General features: G+C 64.7%; 19 protein-coding genes. 9 read left to right on the plus strand and 10 right to left on the minus strand.

Going from position 1 to position 20,837, the window contains the following annotated elements:
* The first annotated feature begins 122 nt into the window (after positions 1-122).
* The 4 genes from soxX to soxA are packed head-to-tail and all read left to right on the plus strand — an operon-like array spanning position 123 to position 2,126.
* Positions 123-557 carry a sulfur oxidation c-type cytochrome SoxX gene (gene soxX / locus SE91_RS22140; RefSeq protein WP_061849106.1) on the plus strand — a complete coding sequence of 145 codons (435 nt, stop codon included), beginning with the start codon at positions 123-125 and terminating at the stop codon, positions 555-557.
* Positions 558-565: 8 nt separating this feature from the next.
* Positions 566-1,033 (plus strand): SoxY-related AACIE arm protein, encoded by a 468-nt coding sequence (locus SE91_RS22145; protein WP_061849107.1) that lies wholly within the window; start codon positions 566-568, stop codon positions 1,031-1,033.
* Entirely contained in the window at positions 1,033-1,350 is a 318-nt protein-coding gene (gene soxZ / locus SE91_RS22150) for a thiosulfate oxidation carrier complex protein SoxZ (protein ID WP_061849108.1), read from the plus strand. Before SE91_RS22145 ends, soxZ begins: the two co-directional genes overlap by 1 nt.
* A complete protein-coding gene (gene soxA, locus SE91_RS22155) occupies positions 1,347-2,126 on the plus strand; it encodes a sulfur oxidation c-type cytochrome SoxA (RefSeq protein WP_061849109.1) in 780 nt (259 codons plus the stop codon). The genes soxZ and soxA overlap by 4 nt, the downstream gene beginning before the upstream one ends.
* 26 nt (positions 2,127-2,152) lie before the next feature.
* Here soxA and SE91_RS22160 read toward each other — a convergent pair whose 3' ends face one another.
* Together SE91_RS22160 and SE91_RS22165 are read right to left on the minus strand one after the other, a co-directional pair.
* Entirely contained in the window at positions 2,153-2,851 is a 699-nt protein-coding gene (locus tag SE91_RS22160; protein ID WP_061849110.1) for a cysteine hydrolase family protein, read from the minus strand.
* 50 nt (positions 2,852-2,901) lie between these two features.
* A complete protein-coding gene (locus SE91_RS22165; protein ID WP_061851243.1) occupies positions 2,902-3,858 on the minus strand; it encodes a hypothetical protein in 957 nt (318 codons plus the stop codon).
* A gap of 155 nt (positions 3,859-4,013) precedes the next feature.
* Between SE91_RS22165 and SE91_RS22170 the strand changes: the two genes are divergently transcribed.
* A complete protein-coding gene (locus SE91_RS22170) occupies positions 4,014-7,490 on the plus strand; it encodes an indolepyruvate ferredoxin oxidoreductase family protein (RefSeq protein ID WP_061849111.1) in 3,477 nt (1,158 codons plus the stop codon).
* A 173-nt stretch (positions 7,491-7,663) separates the two neighbouring features.
* On the opposite strand, the gene SE91_RS22175 is transcribed toward SE91_RS22170, so the two are convergent.
* The 3 genes from SE91_RS22175 to SE91_RS22185 all read right to left on the minus strand — a co-directional run bounded on the left by SE91_RS22175 (position 7,664) and on the right by SE91_RS22185 (position 10,832).
* Positions 7,664-8,683 carry a S1C family serine protease gene (locus SE91_RS22175; RefSeq protein ID WP_060735396.1) on the minus strand — a complete coding sequence of 340 codons (1,020 nt, stop codon included), beginning with the start codon at positions 8,681-8,683 and terminating at the stop codon, positions 7,664-7,666.
* A 93-nt stretch (positions 8,684-8,776) separates the two neighbouring features.
* Positions 8,777-9,226 carry a hypothetical protein gene (locus SE91_RS22180; protein WP_061849112.1) on the minus strand — a complete coding sequence of 150 codons (450 nt, stop codon included), beginning with the start codon at positions 9,224-9,226 and terminating at the stop codon, positions 8,777-8,779.
* Between the two features lie 7 nt (positions 9,227-9,233).
* The gene (locus SE91_RS22185) at positions 9,234-10,832 is read right to left on the minus strand and encodes a GMC family oxidoreductase (protein ID WP_061849113.1); all 1,599 of its coding nucleotides are present in this window, start codon (positions 10,830-10,832) and stop codon (positions 9,234-9,236) included.
* A gap of 201 nt (positions 10,833-11,033) precedes the next feature.
* On the opposite strand from SE91_RS22185, the gene SE91_RS22190 reads away from it, so the two are divergent.
* The gene (locus SE91_RS22190) at positions 11,034-11,822 is read left to right on the plus strand and encodes a thermonuclease family protein (RefSeq protein WP_061849114.1); all 789 of its coding nucleotides are present in this window, start codon (positions 11,034-11,036) and stop codon (positions 11,820-11,822) included.
* Between the two features lie 299 nt (positions 11,823-12,121).
* Here SE91_RS22190 and cyoD read toward each other — a convergent pair whose 3' ends face one another.
* Genes cyoD through SE91_RS22210 form a run of 4 tightly spaced genes read right to left on the minus strand, consistent with a single transcriptional unit; the run spans position 12,122 to position 15,969 of the window.
* Positions 12,122-12,508, minus strand: coding sequence for a cytochrome o ubiquinol oxidase subunit IV (cyoD, locus tag SE91_RS22195; RefSeq protein ID WP_060735393.1), 387 nt, complete (start codon positions 12,506-12,508; stop codon positions 12,122-12,124).
* Complete coding sequence (locus SE91_RS22200) at positions 12,505-13,146, minus strand: cytochrome (ubi)quinol oxidase subunit III (protein WP_061849115.1); 642 nt, start codon at positions 13,144-13,146, stop codon at positions 12,505-12,507. The genes cyoD and SE91_RS22200 overlap by 4 nt, the downstream gene beginning before the upstream one ends.
* Positions 13,146-15,146 (minus strand): cytochrome o ubiquinol oxidase subunit I, encoded by a 2,001-nt coding sequence (gene cyoB, locus SE91_RS22205; RefSeq protein ID WP_061849116.1) that lies wholly within the window; start codon positions 15,144-15,146, stop codon positions 13,146-13,148. The genes SE91_RS22200 and cyoB overlap by 1 nt, the downstream gene beginning before the upstream one ends.
* Positions 15,136-15,969 carry a cytochrome ubiquinol oxidase subunit II family protein gene (locus SE91_RS22210; RefSeq protein ID WP_061849117.1) on the minus strand — a complete coding sequence of 278 codons (834 nt, stop codon included), beginning with the start codon at positions 15,967-15,969 and terminating at the stop codon, positions 15,136-15,138. The genes cyoB and SE91_RS22210 overlap by 11 nt, the downstream gene beginning before the upstream one ends.
* 237 nt (positions 15,970-16,206) lie before the next feature.
* Here SE91_RS22210 and SE91_RS22215 point away from each other — a divergent pair, with 237 nt between their 5' ends.
* Positions 16,207-17,007 carry an SDR family NAD(P)-dependent oxidoreductase gene (locus SE91_RS22215; RefSeq protein ID WP_061849118.1) on the plus strand — a complete coding sequence of 267 codons (801 nt, stop codon included), beginning with the start codon at positions 16,207-16,209 and terminating at the stop codon, positions 17,005-17,007.
* Between the two features lie 18 nt (positions 17,008-17,025).
* Here the strand turns inward: SE91_RS22215 and SE91_RS22220 are convergent, their stop codons facing one another.
* The gene (locus SE91_RS22220) at positions 17,026-18,366 is read right to left on the minus strand and encodes a PQQ-dependent sugar dehydrogenase (RefSeq protein ID WP_061849119.1); all 1,341 of its coding nucleotides are present in this window, start codon (positions 18,364-18,366) and stop codon (positions 17,026-17,028) included.
* A gap of 227 nt (positions 18,367-18,593) precedes the next feature.
* Between SE91_RS22220 and SE91_RS22225 the strand changes: the two genes are divergently transcribed.
* Together SE91_RS22225 and SE91_RS22230 are read left to right on the plus strand one after the other, a co-directional pair.
* Positions 18,594-19,784: a urate hydroxylase PuuD gene (locus SE91_RS22225; protein ID WP_061849120.1), complete on the plus strand. Its 1,191-nt coding sequence runs from the start codon at positions 18,594-18,596 to the stop codon at positions 19,782-19,784.
* Positions 19,785-19,932: 148 nt separating this feature from the next.
* Entirely contained in the window at positions 19,933-20,790 is an 858-nt protein-coding gene (locus SE91_RS22230; RefSeq protein WP_061849121.1) for a VOC family protein, read from the plus strand.
* Positions 20,791-20,837: the final 47 nt, after the last annotated feature.

Here is a 20,837-nt window from a genome sequence, read left to right on the forward strand (position 1 = left end):
GTGTCTCCACTCGCGAGGACCCCCACGAGAGAACCCTCACCCGCCGCTTCGCGACGACCTCTCCCGCAAGCGGGAGAGGTGAACGGAGCCCGCAGCGACAACCATCAACCCATCGAACAAGCGTGCTCGCAGCGCTGATTGCAGCGAGCATCGCACTCCCGATCAGCGCGGAAGCACAAGAACTCGTGCCCTACACCATCGTCGGCGACGGCATTCCCGCTTCCCTCACCGGCTCGCCCGGTGATGCCGTGCGCGGACGCGCGCTGGTGCTGGCGCGCACGACGACCTGTATCCTCTGCCATTCAGGCCCGTTCCCGGAAACCCGGTTCCAGGGCGATCTCGCGCCTGACCTCACCGGCGCCGGGAACCGGTGGTCGGTGAGCCAGTTGCGGCTTCGACTGGTCGATGCCTCCAGGTTCAATCCAGAGACCATCATGCCGTCCTATTATCGCAACGACGGCCTCGTGCGCGTCGGGCGCAACTTCGTCGGCAAGCCAATCTTGTCGGCCGCGGAGATCGAGGACATCGTGGCTTATCTTGCAACGCTTCGGGACTAGGACTGCGCATGCCAACCACGCGACGACAATTTCTCAGTCTTGCCGGCAGCGTGACGGCCGCCGGCGCGATCCCGATCCTCACACTGCAGCCGGTCGAGGCGACGCCGGCCATGCTCACCGCCGCGATTCGCAATGTCGTCGGTGAAGCGCAATTGCGCACCGGCAAGGTCAAGCTCGACATTCCGCCGCTGGTCGAGAACGGCAACACCGTGCCGATGACGGTCAGCGTCGCAAGTCCGATGACGGCGGACGATTACGTCAAGTCCATCCACGTCTTCAACGAGAAGAACCCGCAGCCGAACATCGGCAATTTCCACCTCGGCCCTTCCTCCGGCCGCGCCCAGGTCTCGACCCGGATCCGCCTCGCGGACACCCAGAAGGTGGTCGCGATCGCGCGCCTGTCCGACGACACGTTCTGGCAGGTCGCCACTGAAGTTGTCGTAACGCTGGCGGCCTGCACCGAGGAAATGAACTGATGGCCGCGCTCATCAACGTTCCCGCCAAGGCCAAACGCGGCGAAATCATCGAGATCCGCACGCTGACCTCGCACATCATGGAGACAGGCTTCCGCCATACCGCGGACGGCAGACTGGTGCCGCGCAACATCATCACGAGCTTCACCTGTCGTTACAATGGCGCCGAGATCTTTCGCGCCGATCTCTTTCCGGCGATCGCCGCAAATCCCTATCTGTCCTTTTTCACGGTGGCCAAGGAGAGCGGCAAGTTCGAATTCGAATGGATCGGCGACAACGGCTATTCATCCACCGCTTCGGCATCGATCATCGTCGAATGAGCCTTCGGCGCGCGATAGCGGCGGCAACAGTCTTCGCCGCGGCCCCTGCCTTACTTGCCGGCGAAATCGCGCCCGATGCGCGCCGGTCCGGCTACTCCTTCATGGGGCCGGACACGCGCGCGATGCAGGACGACGACACGTCCAATCCGGGCATGCTGTTCGTGCTCGACGGCGAGGCGCTGTGGGGAAAGAAGACAGGTCGTGTGCAGAAGTCCTGCGCGGACTGCCATGGCGACGCCCGCGGCAGCATGAGGGGCGTCGCCGCGCGCTATCCCGCCTTCGACAAGGCGCTGGCGCGTCCTGTCACGCTCGACCAACGCATCAATCTCTGCCGCGCCGATCACCAACAGGCGACGCCGCTATCTTACGAAAGCCGCGACCTCCTGGCGCTCTCCGCCTTCGTCGCCCATCAATCGCGCGGCATTCCCATCGCCGCCGGCGACGATCCGCAGCTGAAACCCTTCGTCGAGCAGGGGCGCGATTTGTTCATGCAGCGCGAGGGGCAGCTCAATCTTGCCTGCACCAATTGCCACGACGACAATTTCGACAAGCGCCTCGCCGGCGCGCCGATCACGCAGGGACAGCCGACCGGCTATCCGCTCTACCGGCTGGAATGGCAGACGCTGGGATCGCTGGAGCGGCGGCTGCGCAGCTGCATGACCGGCGTGCGCGCCCAGGCCTACGATTACGGCTCGCCCGAGCTGGTTGCGCTCGAGCTCTATCTGATGTCGCGGGCGCGCGGCCTGCCGATTGAGACGCCGGCGGTGCGGCCTTAGGCGATCAGGCCTGGACCGGTCGTCGTCTAACCCGTCGAAGTCTTCATCGCCTCCAGCACGGCGGCCGAGTCCGCGACCCAGCCGAAGATGCCGCCCTGGGCCTTGATCATCTTCAGGCCCATCTCGTGAAACTCGGGAAAATAGGATGCGCAGCCGTCGGAAATCAGGATGCAGCGATAGCCGCGGTCATTGGCCTCGCGCACGGTGGTGTTGACGCAAACCTCGGTGGTGACGCCGCACACCAACAGGTTCTCGATGCCGTAGCTCTCCAGGACCTCGCCAAGCTCGGTGGCGTAGAACGCGCCCTTGCCCGGCTTGTCGATCACGACTTCGCTGTCGAGCGGATAGAGTTCGGGAATGATGTCGTGGCCGGCCTCGCCGCGAATGAGGATACGCCCCATCGGGCCGGGATCGCCGATGCGCAAGGATGGCGCGCCGCGCTCGATCTTCGCCGGCGGCGCGTCCGAGAGATCGGGCAGATGGCCCTCGCGGGTGTGGATCACCAGCATGCCGGTATCGCGCGCAGCCTTCAGCACCGCGCCGATCGGCTTCACCGCGCGCGCGAGCTGGCTGACGTCGTTGCCCAGCGTCTCACCGAAACCGCCGGGCTCCATGAAGTCCCGCTGCATGTCGATGATGAGAAGGGCCGTGGCGAGCCAATCGAGCTTGATCGGCTCGGGCTCGGCGTTGATGACGCCCGGTGCCGGGTTGGTCGAGTTCAAGATGATGCCCCCCGCGAGAAATGCTCCCGGTACGTTTGCAAGCGCCGTGCCATTCAGGCCGACGCTCTCCCATACAACTGCCGATACTCCTCCTCATAGGGCGCGTACGAGTCCCTCAGCGTCGCCATGTTGAGCAGCATGGTAGCGACCAGCGTATTCGCCTTGTCGAATACGCGCGTCTTGACCCAGGCGCTTTCGGTGCGGCGGCTGCCGGAGAGCGCGACCACCTCGCGCTCGACCTCGTACTCCTCGTCGACGAAGAGTGGCCCCTTCACCAGCCTGATCTCCTGATCGGCAAACAGGCCGACCGCCGGGCCCTTGGCCGGCAGCGGATCGTCCTTGGAGCGATACTGGAACAGCACGCTCAGCATCTCCATCGGGATGATGGGCCCGCGCCAGGGATTGTCGGCGCCCGAATAATACGGCGAGTTCTCGGTAATGACCGCGAGCTTCTGCCGCAGCGAAAACGGATAGAGGTCGCCCATGTTCTGGTCGAAGGCCATCCGGACCGACTGGCGCTTGCTGGTCTGGGCCACCTTCACATCGCGCAAGATGACGGGATCAGTGAGCGGCTTGAGCTCGCCAAGGCGCGCTTCGAGCGCCGTCGCTGCGTGCGGCTCGCCGACCGAGGCCGTGCCGCGCAGCACCTCGGTGCCGTCGCGCTTGACCATCTGGATCTGGCACTGGCTTGTGGCAGGCAGCGGCTTCGACAGGACCGCCTGCACCTCGTCGCCTTCGTAACAGACGCTGCGGTAATGCGCGGAGAGGCACCCCGTCTCGAACCATGCGCGCCCCCACAGCCGTTCACCGAGCGGCGCAAACTGGCTGAAATGGGTCGGGCCCTCGATGGTGCCGCCCTTGAAGCCGAGCTTCTGCGCGGTGGCATCGTCATGGATCGAGGCGTGCGCGTCATAGGTTTGCGCCTGCAGCATCTGGCGCGGCCGGCGCCACGGCCCGATCAAGGCCTCCGCCGTCTCCGTGATCTCGGTGTCGAATGCGTTAGCAGTCATGGTGCTCTCCACAGGCAGCCATGACTAGCAGGAGCGCCACGGATGCGGCCAGCGATATTGACTTCGCCGGTGCATGCTTTTGACTGTCACAATTCGCGTCGCGCAGCCGCAATCCCTTCCCGCAGCGCAAACCCCGAGAGCCAAGGACTTCCGAAATGACGCTGATGCAGGTCGAGCTGGACGATAAATACCGGCTCGAATCGAAGCGGATCTTCCTGTCCGGCACCCAGGCCCTGGTCCGACTGCCCATGTTGCAGCGCGAACGCGACCGGCTCCAAGGGCTCAACACCGGCGGCTTCATCTCGGGCTATCGCGGCTCTCCGCTCGGCATGTATGACCACGCGTTGTGGCGCGCGAAGTCGCACCTCCAGCAGCACGACATCGCCTTCGTCCCCGGCCTCAACGAGGATCTGGCGGCGACCGCGGTGTGGGGCAGCCAGCAGGTCGGCCTGTTTCCCGGCGCCAAGGTCGACGGCGTGTTCGGTATCTGGTACGGCAAGGGGCCCGGCGTCGATCGCTCCGTCGATGCGCTCAAGCATGCCAATGCAGCCGGCACCTCACGCAATGGCGGCGTGCTGGCGCTCGCCGGCGACGACCACGGCTGCCAATCCTCGACGCTGGCGCATCAGAGCGAGCAGGTTTTCGCGGCGGCGCTGATCCCCGTAATCAATCCCGCCACGCTCCAGGATTATCTCGACCTTGGTCTCTACGGCTTCGCGCTGTCGCGCTTCTCCGGCTGCTGGGTCGGCTTCAAGGCGATCAGCGAGACCGTCGAGAGCTCGGCCTCGATCTATAGCGACCCTGAACGCGTCAAGATCGTGCTTCCCGATGATTTCGAGATGCCGCCCGGCGGCCTCAACATCCGCTGGCCGGATCCGCCGCTCGAGGCCGAGAGCCGCCTGTTCGGGCCGAAGATGGCGGCGGTGCAGGCCTTTGCCCGCGCCAACCAGCTCGACCGCATCGTGCTCGATTCCAAGCCGGCTCGGCTCGGCATCGTCGCCACCGGCAAAGCCTATCTCGATTTGCGCCAGGCGCTGGCCGACTTGGGCATCACCGACAAGGACGCGCAGGACCTCGGCTTGCGCATCTACAAGGTCGCGATGACCTGGCCGCTGGAGGAAAGCGGCGCCAAGCGTTTCGCCGAGGGTCTTCAGGACGTGCTGGTGGTCGAGGAAAAGCGCGGCTTCATCGAAGACCAGCTGATGCGCATCCTCTACAACATCGATGCCTCGAAGCGTCCGACCGTCACGGGCAAGCGCGACGAGACTGGCGCGCCGCTCTTGCCGAGCGAGGGCGAGCTGACGCCGACCATCGTGGCGGGCGCGCTGGTGGCGCGACTGCGCAAGCTCGGTCATCACAGCCCGGTGCTGGAGCAGCGCCTCGCCCGGCTCGAGGCCTTCGACAATCCCGTCACCACGAGCACGCCCATCAAGCTCGCGCGCACGCCGTTCTTCTGCTCGGGCTGTCCGCACAACACCTCGACCCGGGTGCCGGAGGGCAGCCGCGCCATGGCCGGAATCGGTTGTCACGGCATGGCCCTGAGCATGCCGACCCGCCGCACCGATCTGATCTCCCATATGGGCGCCGAGGGCGTGAACTGGATCGGCCAGTCTCCCTTCACCAGCGAGACCCACATCTTCCAGAATCTCGGCGACGGCACTTATACCCATTCCGGTCTTCTGGCGCTGCGCGCTGCGTCCGCCGCCGGCATCAACATCACCTACAAGATCCTCTACAACGACGCCGTCGCCATGACCGGCGGCCAGCCAGCCGAGGGCGCCTTCAACGTCGCGCAGATCGCGCATCAGGTCTGGGCCGAAGGCGTCAAGCGGCTTGCGATCGTGTCGGACGATCCGAGCAAGTACCCGCAAGGCAACTACTTCCCGCAAGGCGCCACCATCCATCACCGGCGCGAGCTCGATGCCGTGCAGCGCGAGCTGCGTGAGATCAAAGGCCTCACCGTCATCATCTACGACCAGACCTGCGCTGCGGAAAAGCGCCGCCGCCGCAAGCGCGGCCTCTATCCCGACCCCGCCAAGCGCGCCTTCATCAACGAGCTGGTCTGCGAAGGCTGCGGCGACTGCTCGCAGGCCTCGAATTGCGTCTCGGTGCAGCCGCTGGAGACCGAGTTCGGCCGCAAGCGCCAGATCGACCAGTCCAACTGCAACAAGGACTTTTCCTGCGTCGAGGGCTTTTGCCCGAGCTTCGTCACCGTGCATGGCGGCAGCCTGAAGCGCATGAAGACGTCGGCCGTCGATTCCGGCCAATTGTTCGCCGACCTGCCGCTGCCGCCGGCGCATGAGCTGGACGCCCCCTACAACATCCTCGTCACCGGCATCGGCGGCACCGGGGTCATCACCATCGGCGCCCTGCTCGGCATGGCCGCCCATGTCGACGGCCGCGGCTGCTCGGCGCTCGATTTCACCGGCCTGTCGCAGAAGAACGGCGCGGTGATGAGCCATGTCCGCATCGCCCCGAGCCCGGAGGACATCTCCGCGGTCCGCATCACCACGGGCGGCGCCGACGTCATCCTGGGCTGCGACATGATCGTCTCGGCCGGCCCGACCGCGCTCAGCCGCGCCGAGCGCGGCGTGACGAAAGCGTACATCAACGCCGATTTGCAGCCGACCGCGAGCTTCGTGCAAAATCCCGATCTCGACTTCGAGATGGGTGCGATGCAGACCGTGCTGCGCGACGCTATCGGCGACAAGAACCTCGACATCATCGACGCCACGGGCATTGCCGCGGCCCTGATGGGCGACAGCATCGCCACCAATCCCTTCATGCTCGGCTTCGCCTTCCAGAAGGGCGCGATCCCGCTCTCGCTGGAGGCCCTGCTCCGCGCCATCGAGATCAACGGCGCCGCGATCGAGATGAACAAGCTCGCCTTCACCTGGGGGCGCCTTGCCGCCCACGATATGTCGCGCGTGCGCAGCGTGCTGCAGTTCAAGAACAGGGCATCGGCGCCGACCAAGTCGCTCGACGACGTCATCGCGACGCGCGCCGAATTCCTGACCGGTTATCAGGACAAGGCCTATGCCGACCGCTACCTCGCCGCCGTCGAGAAGGTGCGCAAGGCGGAGAGCATGGCTTCGCCGGCGTCCACGGAGCTGACCGAGGCGGTCGCGAAGAACCTGTTCAAGCTGATGTCCTACAAGGACGAATATGAAGTCGCGCGGCTCTATACCGACGGCAGCTTCGCCAAGAAGGTGTCGGAGAAGTTCGACGGCGAGTTCACGCTGAAGTATCACCTTGCACCCCCGATCTTCGCAAAGCGCGACAGGGCGACCGGCCGGCTCCAGAAGCAGGAGTTCGGCGGCTGGATGATCCATGCCTTCCGCGTCCTCGCGAAGCTCAAATTCCTACGCGGCAGCGCGTTCGATCCGTTCGGCCGCACCGAGGAGCGCCGGAGCGAGCGCAAGCTGATCGAAGGCTATCTCGGCATGATCGACCAGCGGATCGCCGGGCTGAAGGCAGAACAGATCCCGCTGCTGTCACGCCTCGCGCGCGTGCCCGAGACGATCCGCGGCTTCGGCCACGTCAAGGAAGCCAATATCAAGCTGGCGGCCGCCGAGACGGCGCGGCTGGAAGCGGAGCTGGAGAACAGCCGTTTTGCAGTTGCGGCGGAGTAGCGGAGGCGCGACGCTTTCTCCGCGGGTCATTGCGAGGAGCCCTTGCGACGAAGCAATCCAGAGTCTTTCCGCAGAGACAGTCTAGATTGCTTCGCTTCGCTCGCAATGACGAGATCGTGGGACGTGCTTACCACCCATTCTGTGTCATTGCTTAACTGGGCGATTGGTACGGCTTAGCGCGCCGGCTTGCGCTCCACCGGATCGATATCGATCGCCCGCAGGCGGCCCAGCCGCAGTACGTCCATGGCCAGCCGCCGGCCGATGCGGTCGCGGTCGAGCACGCGGATCAGATCGTCGACGCCGTTGATCTCGATGCCGTCGAGCCTGATCACGACGTCACCGGACAGCAGGCCCGCCTTGGCCGCCGGCCCGTCCGGCTCGATCTGCATCAGGAGCGCGCCCATCTTGTTCTCAACCCCAGCCAGCACCGCATGCCGCCGCGGAACGGGCGCGGTCTGCCCGGCGACGCCGATATAGGCGCGGCGGACATAGCCGTGGCGGATGATCTCCGCCAGCACGAACTGCGCGGTGTTGCTGGCGACCGCAAAGCAGATGCCTTGCGCGCCGTTGATGATGGCGGTGTTGATACCGATCACCTCGGCATTGGACGACACCAGGGGCCCGCCGGAATTGCCGGGATTGAGCGCGGCATCGGTCTGGATCACGTCCTCGATGGTGCGCCCGCTGACCGAGCGGATCGAGCGCCCGAGCGCCGAGACCACGCCGGCGGTCACGGTCGACTCGAAACCGAGCGGATTGCCGATCGCGATTACGAGCTGGCCGCGTCTCAACGTCTTGGAATTGCCGAGCGCGGCGTACGGCAGATGGCGCACGCCATTGGCGCGTAGCAGCGCAAGGTCGGTGTCGGGATCGACGCCGAGCACCTGGGCGTCGCCGACATGGCCCTCGACGTCGCGCAGCCGGATCTCCCTGGAGGAGCCGACCACGTGGCTGTTGGTGAGCACGAGTCCATCCGGCGAGATCACGATGCCGGAGCCGAGCCCGCCGCGCTCGCGTCTATCAGGCACTTTCGGCCCGGTCTCGACGCGCACGACCGCAGGTCCGACGCGGTCGGTCACGTCGATCACGGCATTGGAATAGGCATCCAGCAGGGCCCGGTCATCGACCGGCGCAGGCGCCGTCGTTCGCGATGACGCTGCGTCATCGGCGATATCTGAGGTGAAGTCCAGCATGGCAAGAGTCCTTGAAGGCTCACACAGATGGTGGCCTGCTCCCTGCCGCGCAAGGTGCGCGGCGGGAAGCGCAGGGCTGGACTGCCCAGATGGCTAGGGCGCCCGCCTCAGCGAGCCGCCTCTTGCCTTGACCGGGTCGAGCAGCGACCAGTCCCCGTCCGGAAGCACATGGCCCTTCGGGAATGGCGCGCGCAGCTCGATCCCGAGCGAGCCCAGCACGCGGTCGTCGCGGTAATAGCATTGCAGCACGACGCGGACGAGCGTGACCGCGGCAGCACCGCCGCTCTTGCGAAACTCCTGCGCCACCGCATCGCGCGTGGCGGCATCGAGCTCAGCGAGCGGCGCTCCGGCGAGCCGCGCCAGATGATCCAGTGCCGCAACCACCAATTTGGTGTCGCGGCCGAGCGTAGCGACTATGTCGCCCTGGATCGCGGGATCGTCAGCGCCCGGCACCTTGTACGCGTCGCTGGCGGGAATGATCATCGCGGCGATGGTACGCAGGTCGTCGCGCTGCCTGCGTGTCAGTTGGTCGTCTGCGGACATCACAGCCTCAATCGAACAAATTGGCGAGGCGCTGCTTCATCTGGTCGGCGATGTAGAGCGCGAGGGCCTGGATGGTGGAGGTCGGGTTCACGCCGCCCGAGGTGACGAAGATGCTGCCGTCGACGATGAAGAGGTTCTTCACGTCGTGGGTGCGGCCCCATTCGTTGACGACGGAGCGTTCGGGGTCGGTGCCCATCCGCGCGGTGCCGAGCAGGTGCCAGCCGCCCCAAGGGATCGGCGAGTTGACGCAGATGTCGGTTGCGCCCGCGGTCTCCAGAATTTCGCGGCCGCGCGCCAGCGCATAGTCCATCATCTTCTGGCTATTCTCGCTGATCGTGTAGCTGATCTTCGGCGCGGGAATGCCGTGGCTGTCCTTGAGCACGGGGTCGAGCGTGACCTGGTTGTGCTCCTCCGGCAGGTCCTCGCAGATCGCGGAGAATCCCAACCGATGGCCGTTCAGCTTGCGGAACACGCGGTGATGATCTTCGCCCCAGGGCAGAATGCCCTTTTGCTCGCTGACGACGGCCTCGAACACGGGCCCGGCGCCGCGCACGAACTGGACCCCGAAGCCGCGCACAAAGCCGCGCGACAGATCCGTGTCATACCATTCCTTGCTCCACAGGCAGGTCGGCGGCGCGCGGTTGCTGTCGGTCGGCTCCTTCACATAGCCGTAGATCTGCGCATAGGGATGGAACATCAGGTTCTTGCCGACGAGGCCGGACGAATTGGCAAGGCCGTTCGGAAAGCGCTGGGACGCCGAGTTCAGCAGCAGCCGCGGCGTGCCGACGCCGTTGCAGGCGATGATGACGACGTGCGCGGGCTGAAACTGCTCGACACCGTCCTTGTCGTAATAGACCACACCCGAGGCCATGCCGTTCTCGTCGGTGGTGATCTCTCGCACGCGGCAATGCGTGCGCAGCTCGACCCCGGCGCGGATCGCCTGCGGCCAATAGGTGATGTCGGTCGAGGATTTCGCGCCTTGCGCGCAGGCCGGCGTGCAATGGCCGAGATTGATGCAGCGCGCCCGGCCCTCATAGTCCATGGTCGCGACCGTCGTGTCCGATGGCCACCAGTGCCAGCCGAGCTTGTTCATGGACTTGGCGATGATGGCGCCGGACAATCCGAGCGGCTGCTGCGGCATCGGCGGATGCGTCAGCGGCGAGAGCGGATCCCCCGACAGGCCCGAGGTGCCCATGATCCGGTCGTTCTCCTCGAAGAACGGTGTCAGCGCGTCGTAATCGATCGGCCAATCGTCGGCGACACCGTCGAGCGTCTTCACCTTGAAATCGGAGGGATGCAGCCGCGGCCAATGCGCGGTGTACATCACCGTCGAACCGCCCACCGCATTGTAGTTCACCACCTTGATCGGCGAATCGTCGTCGTTGATCGGATAGTCCTCCGGACGGCCTCGAACATTGGGGCTCGACGACCACTCGCCATAGAACTTGGCCTCCCAGTCGCGGCCCGTGCTGGGATATTCCGCCGGCTTCATCCAGCCGCCCTGCTCCAGGCAGAGAATGTGCATCTTGGTTTCGGCCAGCGACCACGCCACCGCCGCGCCGGAAGCGCCGGCGCCGATGATCAGGACGTCCACGGGGTCTTTCATCGCAACCTTTTCCTCCCCCTCGCCGCTTTCCGGGCGATTCGGCCTTTCGCGGTCCGCAAAGGCCGGCGAACGATAGGATCAGAGCAATGGTTGAGTAAAGCCGCGAGGCCGGAATGTCACACTTCGCGGGGCGCAGACCATTGGTATCGCCCCATCCGGATGCTAGGAACAGGGCGCCCGCGCCATCGATAGCGAGACCGTATGTCCTTCCAGAATTTCTTTGCCGCCGCCCGCGCTTTTGCGCTCGTTTCGTTGTTCGCCTCGTCCGGATTTCTGGCCTCAATCGGGCCGGCCTCCGCGCTGACCGGCGCCGCGACGGTCCGCGACGGCAACTCGGTCCAGGTCGGCGACGTCACCTACCGGCTCGACGGTGTCGACGCGCCCGAGCTGGACCAGGTCTGCATCGACAACCAAGCCGATTCCTGGACCTGCGGCATCGAGGCCCGTGACCAACTGTCCAAGCTCATCAGCAAACGAACGGTGCGCTGCGACGATGTCGGACCGGAAAAGAGCTTCGGCAAGCGGCACCGTGCCATCTGCACGGCCGAGGGCGACAAGGCCAGCCTGAACGAGCAGCTGATCAAGCTCGGCTTCGCGCTCGCGCGCGAGCCGGTTAGGGTCAACGTCAAGCCGGCGGCTACCGAGGCCAAGACGGCGGCGGCGGGCATCTGGAAGGGCTGCTTTGTTGCACCGCAAGATTTCCGTAGCGGCAAGAAGGACGCTGCCCTGCTGGGCGCTGCCTGCCGGCCGGACCGCGACAAGGAAATCCGCGCCGTGCTGTTTCCGGAGGAGCTCGTCATGCCGCCGAGTTGCAGCATCAAGGGCAAGCTCGCGGTGCGCGCGCGCGTCACCGGCAACATCGGCATCTATCATCTGCGGGGCTGCCCGAGCTATCCGGCGACCACCAAGCCCGACCGCTGGTTCTGCTCGGAGGACGACGCCCAGGCGGCCGGCTTCCGCAAGGCCTATAATTGCCGCCGGCCGAAGTGAACAATTCCTCACGCATCCGTGAGTGGTAGTCCGAGACCGTATTGATCCGGAATTGAACTCCTTGGCGAGTTGCTGCACTTATGAACATACGCAAGCGCTTCGCGCGAGCGTTTCCTTGGCAGCAATCCGGCTTCGGTCCGATTGCCTTGCTCGGGCGTTTCCTCCCTAGACTTGGGCCGCTTGTCATCACAAGCGGCTCTTCTTTTTTGTGCCCAGCTCCAAATCGAGCCGGGCCATGACGACGCAGAGACGTCGTCGCTTAAGTGCCCTCGTGGCCTTGGCACGCTTGTTCGATGCTATCACTGCATCCGCATGATGTGGTCCATCGGCGCCATGTTGGCATTCATATTCGCCATGATCCAGACGCTGCCTCCGATCACGAGGAAAACGACGAAGAGGCCGAAGGCGAGAGCCAGCACATTGTTGGTGTTGTCGGGGCCGGTGGTGATGTGCAGGAAGAACACCAGGTGCACGCCCATCTGCGCAATCGCCAGCACGATCAGTGCGACGGGAATCGATGGTTGCCAGACCAGATCCGTGCCGGCGATGAAGAACGACGTCGCCGTGAGCAGCAGCGCCAGGACGAGGCCGACGACATAGCCGAGGATGCGGGTGCCGACGCTGTGCTGTTCTTCCTCGCCCGGTGCGAGGTCACGGTCGGTCCGTGCGTGCGCCTGATCGCTCATACGCCACTCCCAAGCAGATAGACAACGGAGAACACCGCGACCCAGATGATGTCGAGCGCGTGCCAGAACAGCGCAAAGCACGTCATCCGGCGCAAAATGTCGGCACGGAAGCCCTTTGCGAACACCTGGGCCATCATGGTGAGCAGCCACAGCACGCCGGCCGAGACGTGAAGGCCATGGCAGCCAACCAGCGAGAAGAACGCGGTCAGAAACGCACTTCGCGACGGGCCATAACCACGCGCAATGAGATCGGCAAATTCGCGAAACTCGAGGACGAGGAATATCAGCCCGAGCACGCAGGTCACGCTCATGCTGAGATAGAACCAGAACCGGTTGCGCACATCGGCCGCGATGCTGGCCATGCCGCAGGTGAAGCTCGACAGCAGCAGGCAGACCGTCTCGATCGCGACGTATCTCGGCTCGAAGATCTCCGCACCCTTCGGGCCCCCGGCAGTCTGGCCGACCAGCACCGCGTAAGCTGCGAAGAAGCAGGAGAACATCACGATGTCGGAGAGCAGGAATATCCAGAAGCCGTAGGCGGTCACGATCCGCTTCGGCGCCGGACCGGGATGCTCGATGACGAGCCCGATGTGATGGGGATCGGCGTGCGCGTGGCCGGCGGTCGCAGTCATCGCCATCAGACTGTTCCCGCCATGCTGACGAGGCCGCGCCGCTCCTCGAGATTGACCCGGTCTATCGCCGCGACTTCGGCGGCCGGAATGACGTATTCATCGTGGTCGCGCCAAGCGAACACGACGAAGGTCGCCCACGCGCCGAGGCCGCCCAGGATCACCATCCACCAGATGTGCCAGATCAGCGCAAAGCCCATGATGGTAGCGAAGAACGCGCAGACGAAACCGGTCGGCGAGTTCCGGGGCATTTCGATGTCCTGATATTCCGGCCTGTCGGCAGCGAGCGCTTCATTTCTGGCTTTGGCCTTCATGTCCCAATAGGCGTCCTCGCCGCGCACGTCCGGATTGAAGGCGAAATTGAACACTGGCGGCGGCGACGACGTCGCCCATTCCAGCGAGCGCCCGTCCCAGGGATCGCCGGTGCGGTCGCGCAAGGCCTCACGGTTGCGGACGCTGACGACGATCTGCACGATCTGACAGATCACGCCGATCGTCAGCACTGCCACGCCGACCGCCGCAACGATCATCCACGGCCGCCATGCCGCGACGTCGTAATGCTGCATCCGCCGCGTCATACCCAGCAGGCCGACGATGTAGAGCGGCATGAAGGTGACGAAGAAGCCGGTGAAGGTGAACCAGAACGCAGCCTTGCCCCAGCGCTCGTCGAGCCGGAAGCCGAACGCCTTCGGAAACCAGTATTCGAAGCCGGCGAAGGCGCCGAACAGCACGCCGCCGATGATGACGTTGTGGAAATGCGCAACCAGGAACATACTGTTGTGGAGGATGAAGTCGGCCGGCGGCACCGCGAGCAGCACGCCCGTCAATCCGCCGATGATGAACGTCACCATGAACCCGATCGCCCACAACATCGGCGTCGCGAAGCGGATGCGGCCGCCATACATCGTGAACAGCCAGTTGTAGATCTTCACGCCTGTTGGCACCGCGATGATCATGCTGGCGATGCCGAAGATCGCGTTGACGTTGGGCCCTGCGCCCATCGTGAAGAAATGATGCAGCCAGACCATGAAGGAGATGACGCAGATCGCCATGGTGGCCAGCACCATCGAGCGGTAGCCGAACAACGCCTTGCCGGAGAAGGTCGAGACCACCTCGGAGAAGATGCCGAAGGCCGGCAGTACCAGGATGTAGACCTCGGGATGGCCCCAGGCCCAGATCAAATTCATGAACATCATGACGTTGCCGCCGGCCTCGTTGGTGAAGAAGTGGAAGCCGAGGTAACGATCGAGCAGCAGCATCGCGAGCGTGGCAGTCAGGATCGGGAACGCCGCGACGATCAGCAGGTTCGAGGCCAGCGTGGTCCAGCAGAACATCGGCATGCGCAGGTAGTTCATGCCCTTGGTGCGCAGCTTCAGCACCGTCGTGACGAGGTTGATGCCGGCCACGAGTGTCCCGACGCCGGAGATCTGGAGCGACCAGGCGTAGTAATCGACGCCGACACCCGGCGAGTAGGACAATTCCGACAGCGGCGGAAAGGCGAGCCAGCCGGTGCGTGCGAATTCGCCGACCACGAGCGAGATATTGACCAGCAGTGCGCCGGTTGCGGTCAACCAGAAACCGACCGAATTTAGCGTCGGGAATGCGACGTCGCGCACACCGAGCTGGAGCGGCACGATCAGGTTCATCAGCCCGATCACGAACGGCATCGCCACGAAGAAGATCATGATGGTGCCGTGCGCCGAGAAGATCTGATTGTAGTGCTCGGGCGGCAGATAGCCCTGCGACTGGTAGGCCACGGCCTGCTGGATCCGCATCATGATGGCGTCGCTGCCGCCGCGCAGCAGCATCACCGAGGCCAGCAGCACATACATGACGCCGATGCGCTTGTGATCGACGCTGGTGATCCATTCGTTCCAGAGATAGGGCAGATGTCCCTTCACAACGACCCAGGCCAGCACGGCAAGGATCGCGACCAGCACCACCCCGCCTGCGACGAGGGGGATCGGCTGATCGAACGGGATGGCCGACCAGTCGAGCTTACCGAGCATCGTGGCCTCCGCTGTGCGACCGGCCTGCTTCGGATGCGAGCTCCGGTCCTGGCCCCGGCGGAATGTGCTGGGTCGCGATCAGGTCGAACAGCCGTGGGTCTTCGAGACGGTAGACCGGCCGGCCCTTCTCGATGCCCTGCTGCATCAGCTTCTTGTAGCTGTCCTCGTTCAGGACGGCATCCGTCTTCGCCGTGGTCGCCACCCACTCCGGAAAGGCAAGCGGCGAGACCACGTTGACGTCGAACATCATGTCGGGGAAGCCGTCGCCGGAGAAATGCGCCGACAGGCCCTGCAGCTTGCCCTCATTGTCGGCGCGCAGGTTCAGCTTCGTCACCATGCCGTTCATGGTGTAGATCATGCTGCCGAGCTGCGGGATGAAGAACGTGTTCATCACGCTCGACGACGTCAGCTGGAATTTCAACTCGGCACCGGCCGGCACCGTCAAGGTGTTGATGGTCGCGATGCGCTGGTCCGGATAGATGAACAGCCATTTCCAGTCGAGCGAGACGGCCTGGATCCGCACCGGGCTGCCGGTGCCGGGCACAGGGGCAGCGGGATCGAGCTGGTGCGAGCCGATCCAGGCGACACCGCCGAGCAGGATCACGGTGAGCGCGGGAATCGACCACACCACCATCTCGACACGGCCGGAATAGACGAAGTCGGGTTGGTAGCGCGCTCTTGGGTTCGAGGCGCGAAACCAGAACGCAAACCCGAGGATCACGATGATCGTGGGCACCACGATCACGAGCATGATGAAGACTGAATCGATCAGGATGGTGCTGTTGCCCGCAGCCACGGGCCCTTGCGGATCGAGCAGATTCATCGACAAGCCACTAGCGGTTGGGAATCCCCGGAGACAGAGCCTAGCGCGGGAAAGGCTCGGCGACAAACGCCGCGACGACGCAACGGTTCCTCGGCAGCAAAGGGCCGCCATGCGCGACGGGCCAACCGCAACATGCAATTCCATGTGATCTCAATGACATGAACGCAGGATTGGCGGCCTTCTCTCCGAATGGGGCGATTGCTAATCTGCACGAAAATAATCAGGGAGTGAACCGGGATGCGCCTCAAGGACAAAGTTGCGATCGTGGTCGGCGCCGGCCAAAGCCCCGGCGAAGGCATGGGTAACGGCCGCGCCACGGCGCTCACCTTCGCGCGCGAGGGGGCGAAAGTCTTGTGCGTCGATCATCATCTGGAATCGGCTCACGAAACGGTCGCGATGATCACGGCGAAGCAGAGCACGGCCGCGGCTTTCAAGGCCGACGTGACCAAAGCTGCCGAGATCAAGGCAATGGTTGCGGATGCGCAGTCGCGCTGGGGCCGGATCGACGTGCTGCACAACAATGTCGGCGTCAGCCTGTCCGGCGGCGATGCCGAATTGCTGCAACTGACCGAGGAGGCGTTCGACCGCGTCGTCGCCATCAATCTCAAGAGCTGCATCCTCGCTGCGAAAGAGGTGATCCCGATCATGCGCGCGCAGAGAAGCGGCGCCATCATCAACATCTCCTCGATGGCGGCGATCACGACCTATCCTTACGTCGCCTACAAGGCGACCAAGTCGGCGATGATCGCCTTCACCGAACAGCTCGCCTACCAGAACGCCGAATACGGCATCCGCGCCAACGTCATCCTGCCCGGGCTAATGAACACGCCGATGGCCGTCGACACCCGCGCCCGCGAATGGTCCAAGACCCGCGCCGAGGTCGAAGCCGAGCGCGACGGCAAGGTGCCGCTGCGCAAGAAGATGGGCACGGGATGGGACGTCGCGAATGCCGCGCTGTTCCTGGCGTCGGACGAGGCGAACTTCATCACCGGGGTGACGCTGCCGGTGGATGGCGGGGCCAGCGTGAGACGGGGATAGGTCGCTCTTCCTCCTCGCTCACCGCGCCGCGCGCGTCACGCGCCAGATCGTGCCGTTGCCGTCCTCCGACACCAGCAGCGATCCATTCTTCGCCACCGCCACGCCCACCGGCCTGCCCCACACTTCGCTGTCGTTCACTACGAACCCCGTCACGAAATCCTCATACTCGCCGGTCGGCTTGCCGTCCTTCATTCGGATGCGGATCAGCTTGTAGCCGGTGCGCTTCGACCTGTTCCAGGAGCCGTGCTGAGCGGCGAAAGCATCGCCCTGGTATTCGGGCGGAAACTGCGCGCCTTGGTAGAAGGTCATGCCGAGCGAGGCCGAATGCGGCTGGATCAGCACATCCGGCACCGTCACCTTGTCCTTAAGGTCCGGCCGCGCGCCGGCATGGCGCGGGTCTTCATTGTTGCCGATATAGAACCAGGGCCAGCCGTAGAAGCCGCCCTCCTTCACGCTGGTCACGAAGTCGGGCACGAGATCATCGCCAAGCCCGTCGCGTTCATTGTTCGAGCACCAGGGCATGCCGGTCTGGGGCTGGATTGCAAGGCCGACGCAATTGCGGATGCCGGTGGCGTAGAGCTTGCGCTCCTTGCCGTCAGGGGTGAAAGCGAGCACGGCGGCGCGCTCGGTTTCGCTGGCCCATGTGGCGCCGAGCGGTTGCGCTCTCGACCACGCCTCCAATCCGCCCGGCGGCGTGCCCATGCCCTCGGCGACGTTGCTGAGCGAGCCGACCGACACCAGCATGCGCCTGTTGTCGGGCGTGAAGACGATGTCGCGGGTGGAATGACCGCCATCGTGCGGCAGGCTCGCCACGACCGTTTCCGCCTTGCCGCGCGCCTTGAGATCGCCGGCCTGGTAGGGAAAGCGGACGACGCTGTCGGTGTTGGCGACGTAGACCCATTGGGGATTGTCGCCGTTCGGGAAGAAGGCGATGCCGAACGGCTGTCTCAGTCCGCTGGCGAACACCTCGTTGCTCGCGACCTTGCTGCCCTCACCTGCACGAAGTACGCGAATGGTGCCGGCCCGCGTCTCCGCAACGAAGACATCGCCGTTGGGCGCGACCCTGACGATGCGTGGCGCCCGCAGGCCCTCGGCGAACAGCTCGATCTTGAAGCCGGCCGGCACCTGAGGCTCCGCGTCCGGCGGACGCGGCACCACACGCGACGAGCTCGCGACCGACCGCGTCGCGCCGGGCCTGACCAGATCCTGCGGCCGGATCAACCTGACCGTGCCGGGCTTATCCGCCCGCCAATCGCCATAGGCGTCCTTGCCTTGCAACACCGGTTCGGCCTGCGCGCCGGCCGCAATCGCGACCAGCACCACTGCCGATGTCGCTGCGGACGAAATCCTGCTCTTCACGTCGCCCTCCTCCCCACCTCTAGCTGCCGACCATCAACGCCGATCATCTGCAAACGCTCTACCGCAACTCGGGCCTGCCGCATCCCACGTCAGCTCATGCCCGCACGATGTGCATCGGGTGCGCCCCATCGTACTGGAAAACACCGCAGATAGATGCGACACATTGTAAGGGCGGAAGTTGCGGTCATCAAAGCTGCGGCATCGCTGTCGCGACTGTTGGGAAGATCATGTGGGGATCCGTCATATCGGAATGGGCGAGCCTGCTGCTCCGCTGGCTGCACGTGGTTGCCGCGATCGCCTGGATCGGCAGTTCCTTCTATTTCATCGCCCTCGATCTGAGCCTCAGGCCCAAAGCCGATCTCCCCAATGGCGTGCAAGGCGAAGCCTGGCAGGTGCATGGCGGCGGCTTCTACCGGATCATGAAGTACCTGGTCGCGCCTTCCCAGATGCCGGACGAGCTGACCTGGTTCAAATGGGAGGCCTACACCACCTGGCTGTCCGGCTTCGCCCTGATGGTGGTGGTGTATTATCTCGAGGCCGATCTGTTCCTGGTCGACAAATCCATCCTCGACCTCTCGCCATTGCAGGCCGGCCTGTTCAGCTTCTGCAGCCTCGCGCTGGCATGGCTGCTCTATGAAGCCGCCTGCCGCAGCGGGCTGGCGCAGCGCGAGTTGCCCTTCGCCATCGGCGGCTATTTGTTCCTGGTCGCGCTGACCTACGCCTTCACCCATGTGCTGAGCGGCCGCGGCGCTTTCAACCAGATCGGCGCGATCATCGGCACCATCATGGTCGCCAACGTCTTCGCGCTCATCATCCCGAACCAGAAGAAGATCGTGGCCAGCCTGATCGCGGGACAGGCGGCGGATCCGAAGCTCGGCAAGGCCAGCAAGGAGCGCTCGGTCCACAACAATTATCTGACGCTCCCCGTGGTCGTGCTGATGATCAGCAACCACTATCCCCTGCTTTACGCCACGCGTTACAACTGGATCATCGTCGCCATCATCCTGGCGCTCGGCCCGGTGATCCGCCATTTCTTCAACGAGCGACACGCGGGCCGCAAATCGCCGTGGTGGGTGTGGGGCGTCGCGGCAATCGGCGTGATCGCGATCCTCTTCCTCTCCGCGGCCGGCCCGCGCGAGATCAAGTCCGCCGCACTGCCGGCACCACCGACGCTTGCCAATGTCGAGGACATCGTGATGTCCCGCTGCAGCATGTGCCACGCCGCCGAGCCGGTCTGGGCCGGCATCGTCACCGCACCGAAAGGCATCCTGCTCGATGCGCCCGAGCACATCCATCGCAACATCCGCCTGATTGGCCGTGTCGCCGCCTGGTCGAATGCCATGCCGCCGGGCAACATCACCGAGATGACCAGCGAGGAGCGCGCCATCCTCGCCGCTTATATCGAGCAGGCCCGTTGAGGCCGCCGCGCGTCGACGGATCATTTCGCGGAATGAAATTCCGCATCTGCCGCTGAATTGAAAATGACTTGGCCGTCCATCCGGCGTAGACAGGAGCCGTCGCCGCTGCCGCGGCCAGAGACTCAGCTTGCAAGTGCGGGAAAGAACAGTGGCCCTCAAGAACGTCATTGGTATCGACCACGCCGTGGTCATGGTGAAAGACCTCGACAAGGCCGCCGAGAATTATCGGCAGCTCGGATTCACCGTGTCCCCGCGCGGCACCCACAGCGTCCACATGGGCACGGGCAATTACACCATCATGTTCGATCCCGACTATATGGAGCTGCTCGGCGTGCTCGCCCCAACCGAGCTCAATGCCCCCGCGCGCGCCTTCCTCGACAAGCGCGGTGAAGGCATCGAGCGCATCGCCTTCACTGCAGTCGATTCCGCTGCCGGCGCCGAGGAGATCCGTGCACGAGGCCTGGAGCCGATCGGCCCGACCGATTTCGAGCGGCCTGTGACGCTGCCCGATGGCAGGGTCTCGGCGGCAAAATTTCGCACCTTCATGTGGCCGACCGCGGAAGCGCCGGGCGGCGTGCGCATCTTCGCCTGCCAGCACAAGACCCGCGAGACCGTGTGGATTCCCGAACTGATGAGGCATGCCAATGCGGCGAAGCGGATCAGGCAGACGCTGATCGCAACGCCCGAGCCTGCGAAGGAAGCCGCGCATCTGGCACGCCTGATCGACCGTGAGCCGACGACCGATGCGGACGGCGCGGCCACCGTGCCTTCCGGCGGAGATCGCGCCGACTTTGTCTATCTAACGCTGGACCAGCTCGGCAGACGCTATCCCGGCGTGCCGCTGACCGGTCTCTCCGAACGCGGCGGCGCGGCGCTGGTGCTGGTCAGCGGCGATCTCCCAGCAACCGAAACGGCGCTCGGTTCGGCCGCCATGCGCAGTCGGAACGCGATCTGCGTGCCGCCGGCCAAGGCCAACGGCACCCTGCTCGCCTTCGTTGCTGGCTGACTCAACTTGATACTCGACGCGTGTCACGAGATTCGATGCGCAAGAGG

The sequence above is a fragment of the Bradyrhizobium sp. DOA1 genome (assembly GCF_001593325.1).
Lineage (GTDB): Bacteria > Pseudomonadota > Alphaproteobacteria > Rhizobiales > Xanthobacteraceae > Bradyrhizobium.

Coding starts and splice junctions, on each gene's coding strand:
- SE91_RS22145 (WP_061849107.1), top strand. CDS start 566: ATGCCAACCACGCGACGACAATTTCTCAGTCTTGCCGGCAGCGTGACG.
- soxZ (WP_061849108.1), top strand. CDS start 1,033: ATGGCCGCGCTCATCAACGTTCCCGCCAAGGCCAAACGCGGCGAAATC.
- soxA (WP_061849109.1), top strand. CDS start 1,347: ATGAGCCTTCGGCGCGCGATAGCGGCGGCAACAGTCTTCGCCGCGGCC.
- SE91_RS22165 (WP_061851243.1), bottom strand. CDS start 3,858: ATGACTGCTAACGCATTCGACACCGAGATCACGGAGACGGCGGAGGCC.
- SE91_RS22170 (WP_061849111.1), top strand. CDS start 4,014: ATGACGCTGATGCAGGTCGAGCTGGACGATAAATACCGGCTCGAATCG.
- SE91_RS22175 (WP_060735396.1), bottom strand. CDS start 8,683: ATGCTGGACTTCACCTCAGATATCGCCGATGACGCAGCGTCATCGCGA.
- SE91_RS22180 (WP_061849112.1), bottom strand. CDS start 9,226: ATGTCCGCAGACGACCAACTGACACGCAGGCAGCGCGACGACCTGCGT.
- SE91_RS22185 (WP_061849113.1), bottom strand. CDS start 10,832: ATGAAAGACCCCGTGGACGTCCTGATCATCGGCGCCGGCGCTTCCGGC.
- SE91_RS22190 (WP_061849114.1), top strand. CDS start 11,034: ATGTCCTTCCAGAATTTCTTTGCCGCCGCCCGCGCTTTTGCGCTCGTT.
- cyoD (WP_060735393.1), bottom strand. CDS start 12,508: ATGAGCGATCAGGCGCACGCACGGACCGACCGTGACCTCGCACCGGGC.
- SE91_RS22200 (WP_061849115.1), bottom strand. CDS start 13,146: ATGGCGATGACTGCGACCGCCGGCCACGCGCACGCCGATCCCCATCAC.
- cyoB (WP_061849116.1), bottom strand. CDS start 15,146: ATGCTCGGTAAGCTCGACTGGTCGGCCATCCCGTTCGATCAGCCGATC.
- SE91_RS22210 (WP_061849117.1), bottom strand. CDS start 15,969: ATGAATCTGCTCGATCCGCAAGGGCCCGTGGCTGCGGGCAACAGCACC.
- SE91_RS22215 (WP_061849118.1), top strand. CDS start 16,207: ATGCGCCTCAAGGACAAAGTTGCGATCGTGGTCGGCGCCGGCCAAAGC.
- SE91_RS22225 (WP_061849120.1), top strand. CDS start 18,594: ATGTGGGGATCCGTCATATCGGAATGGGCGAGCCTGCTGCTCCGCTGG.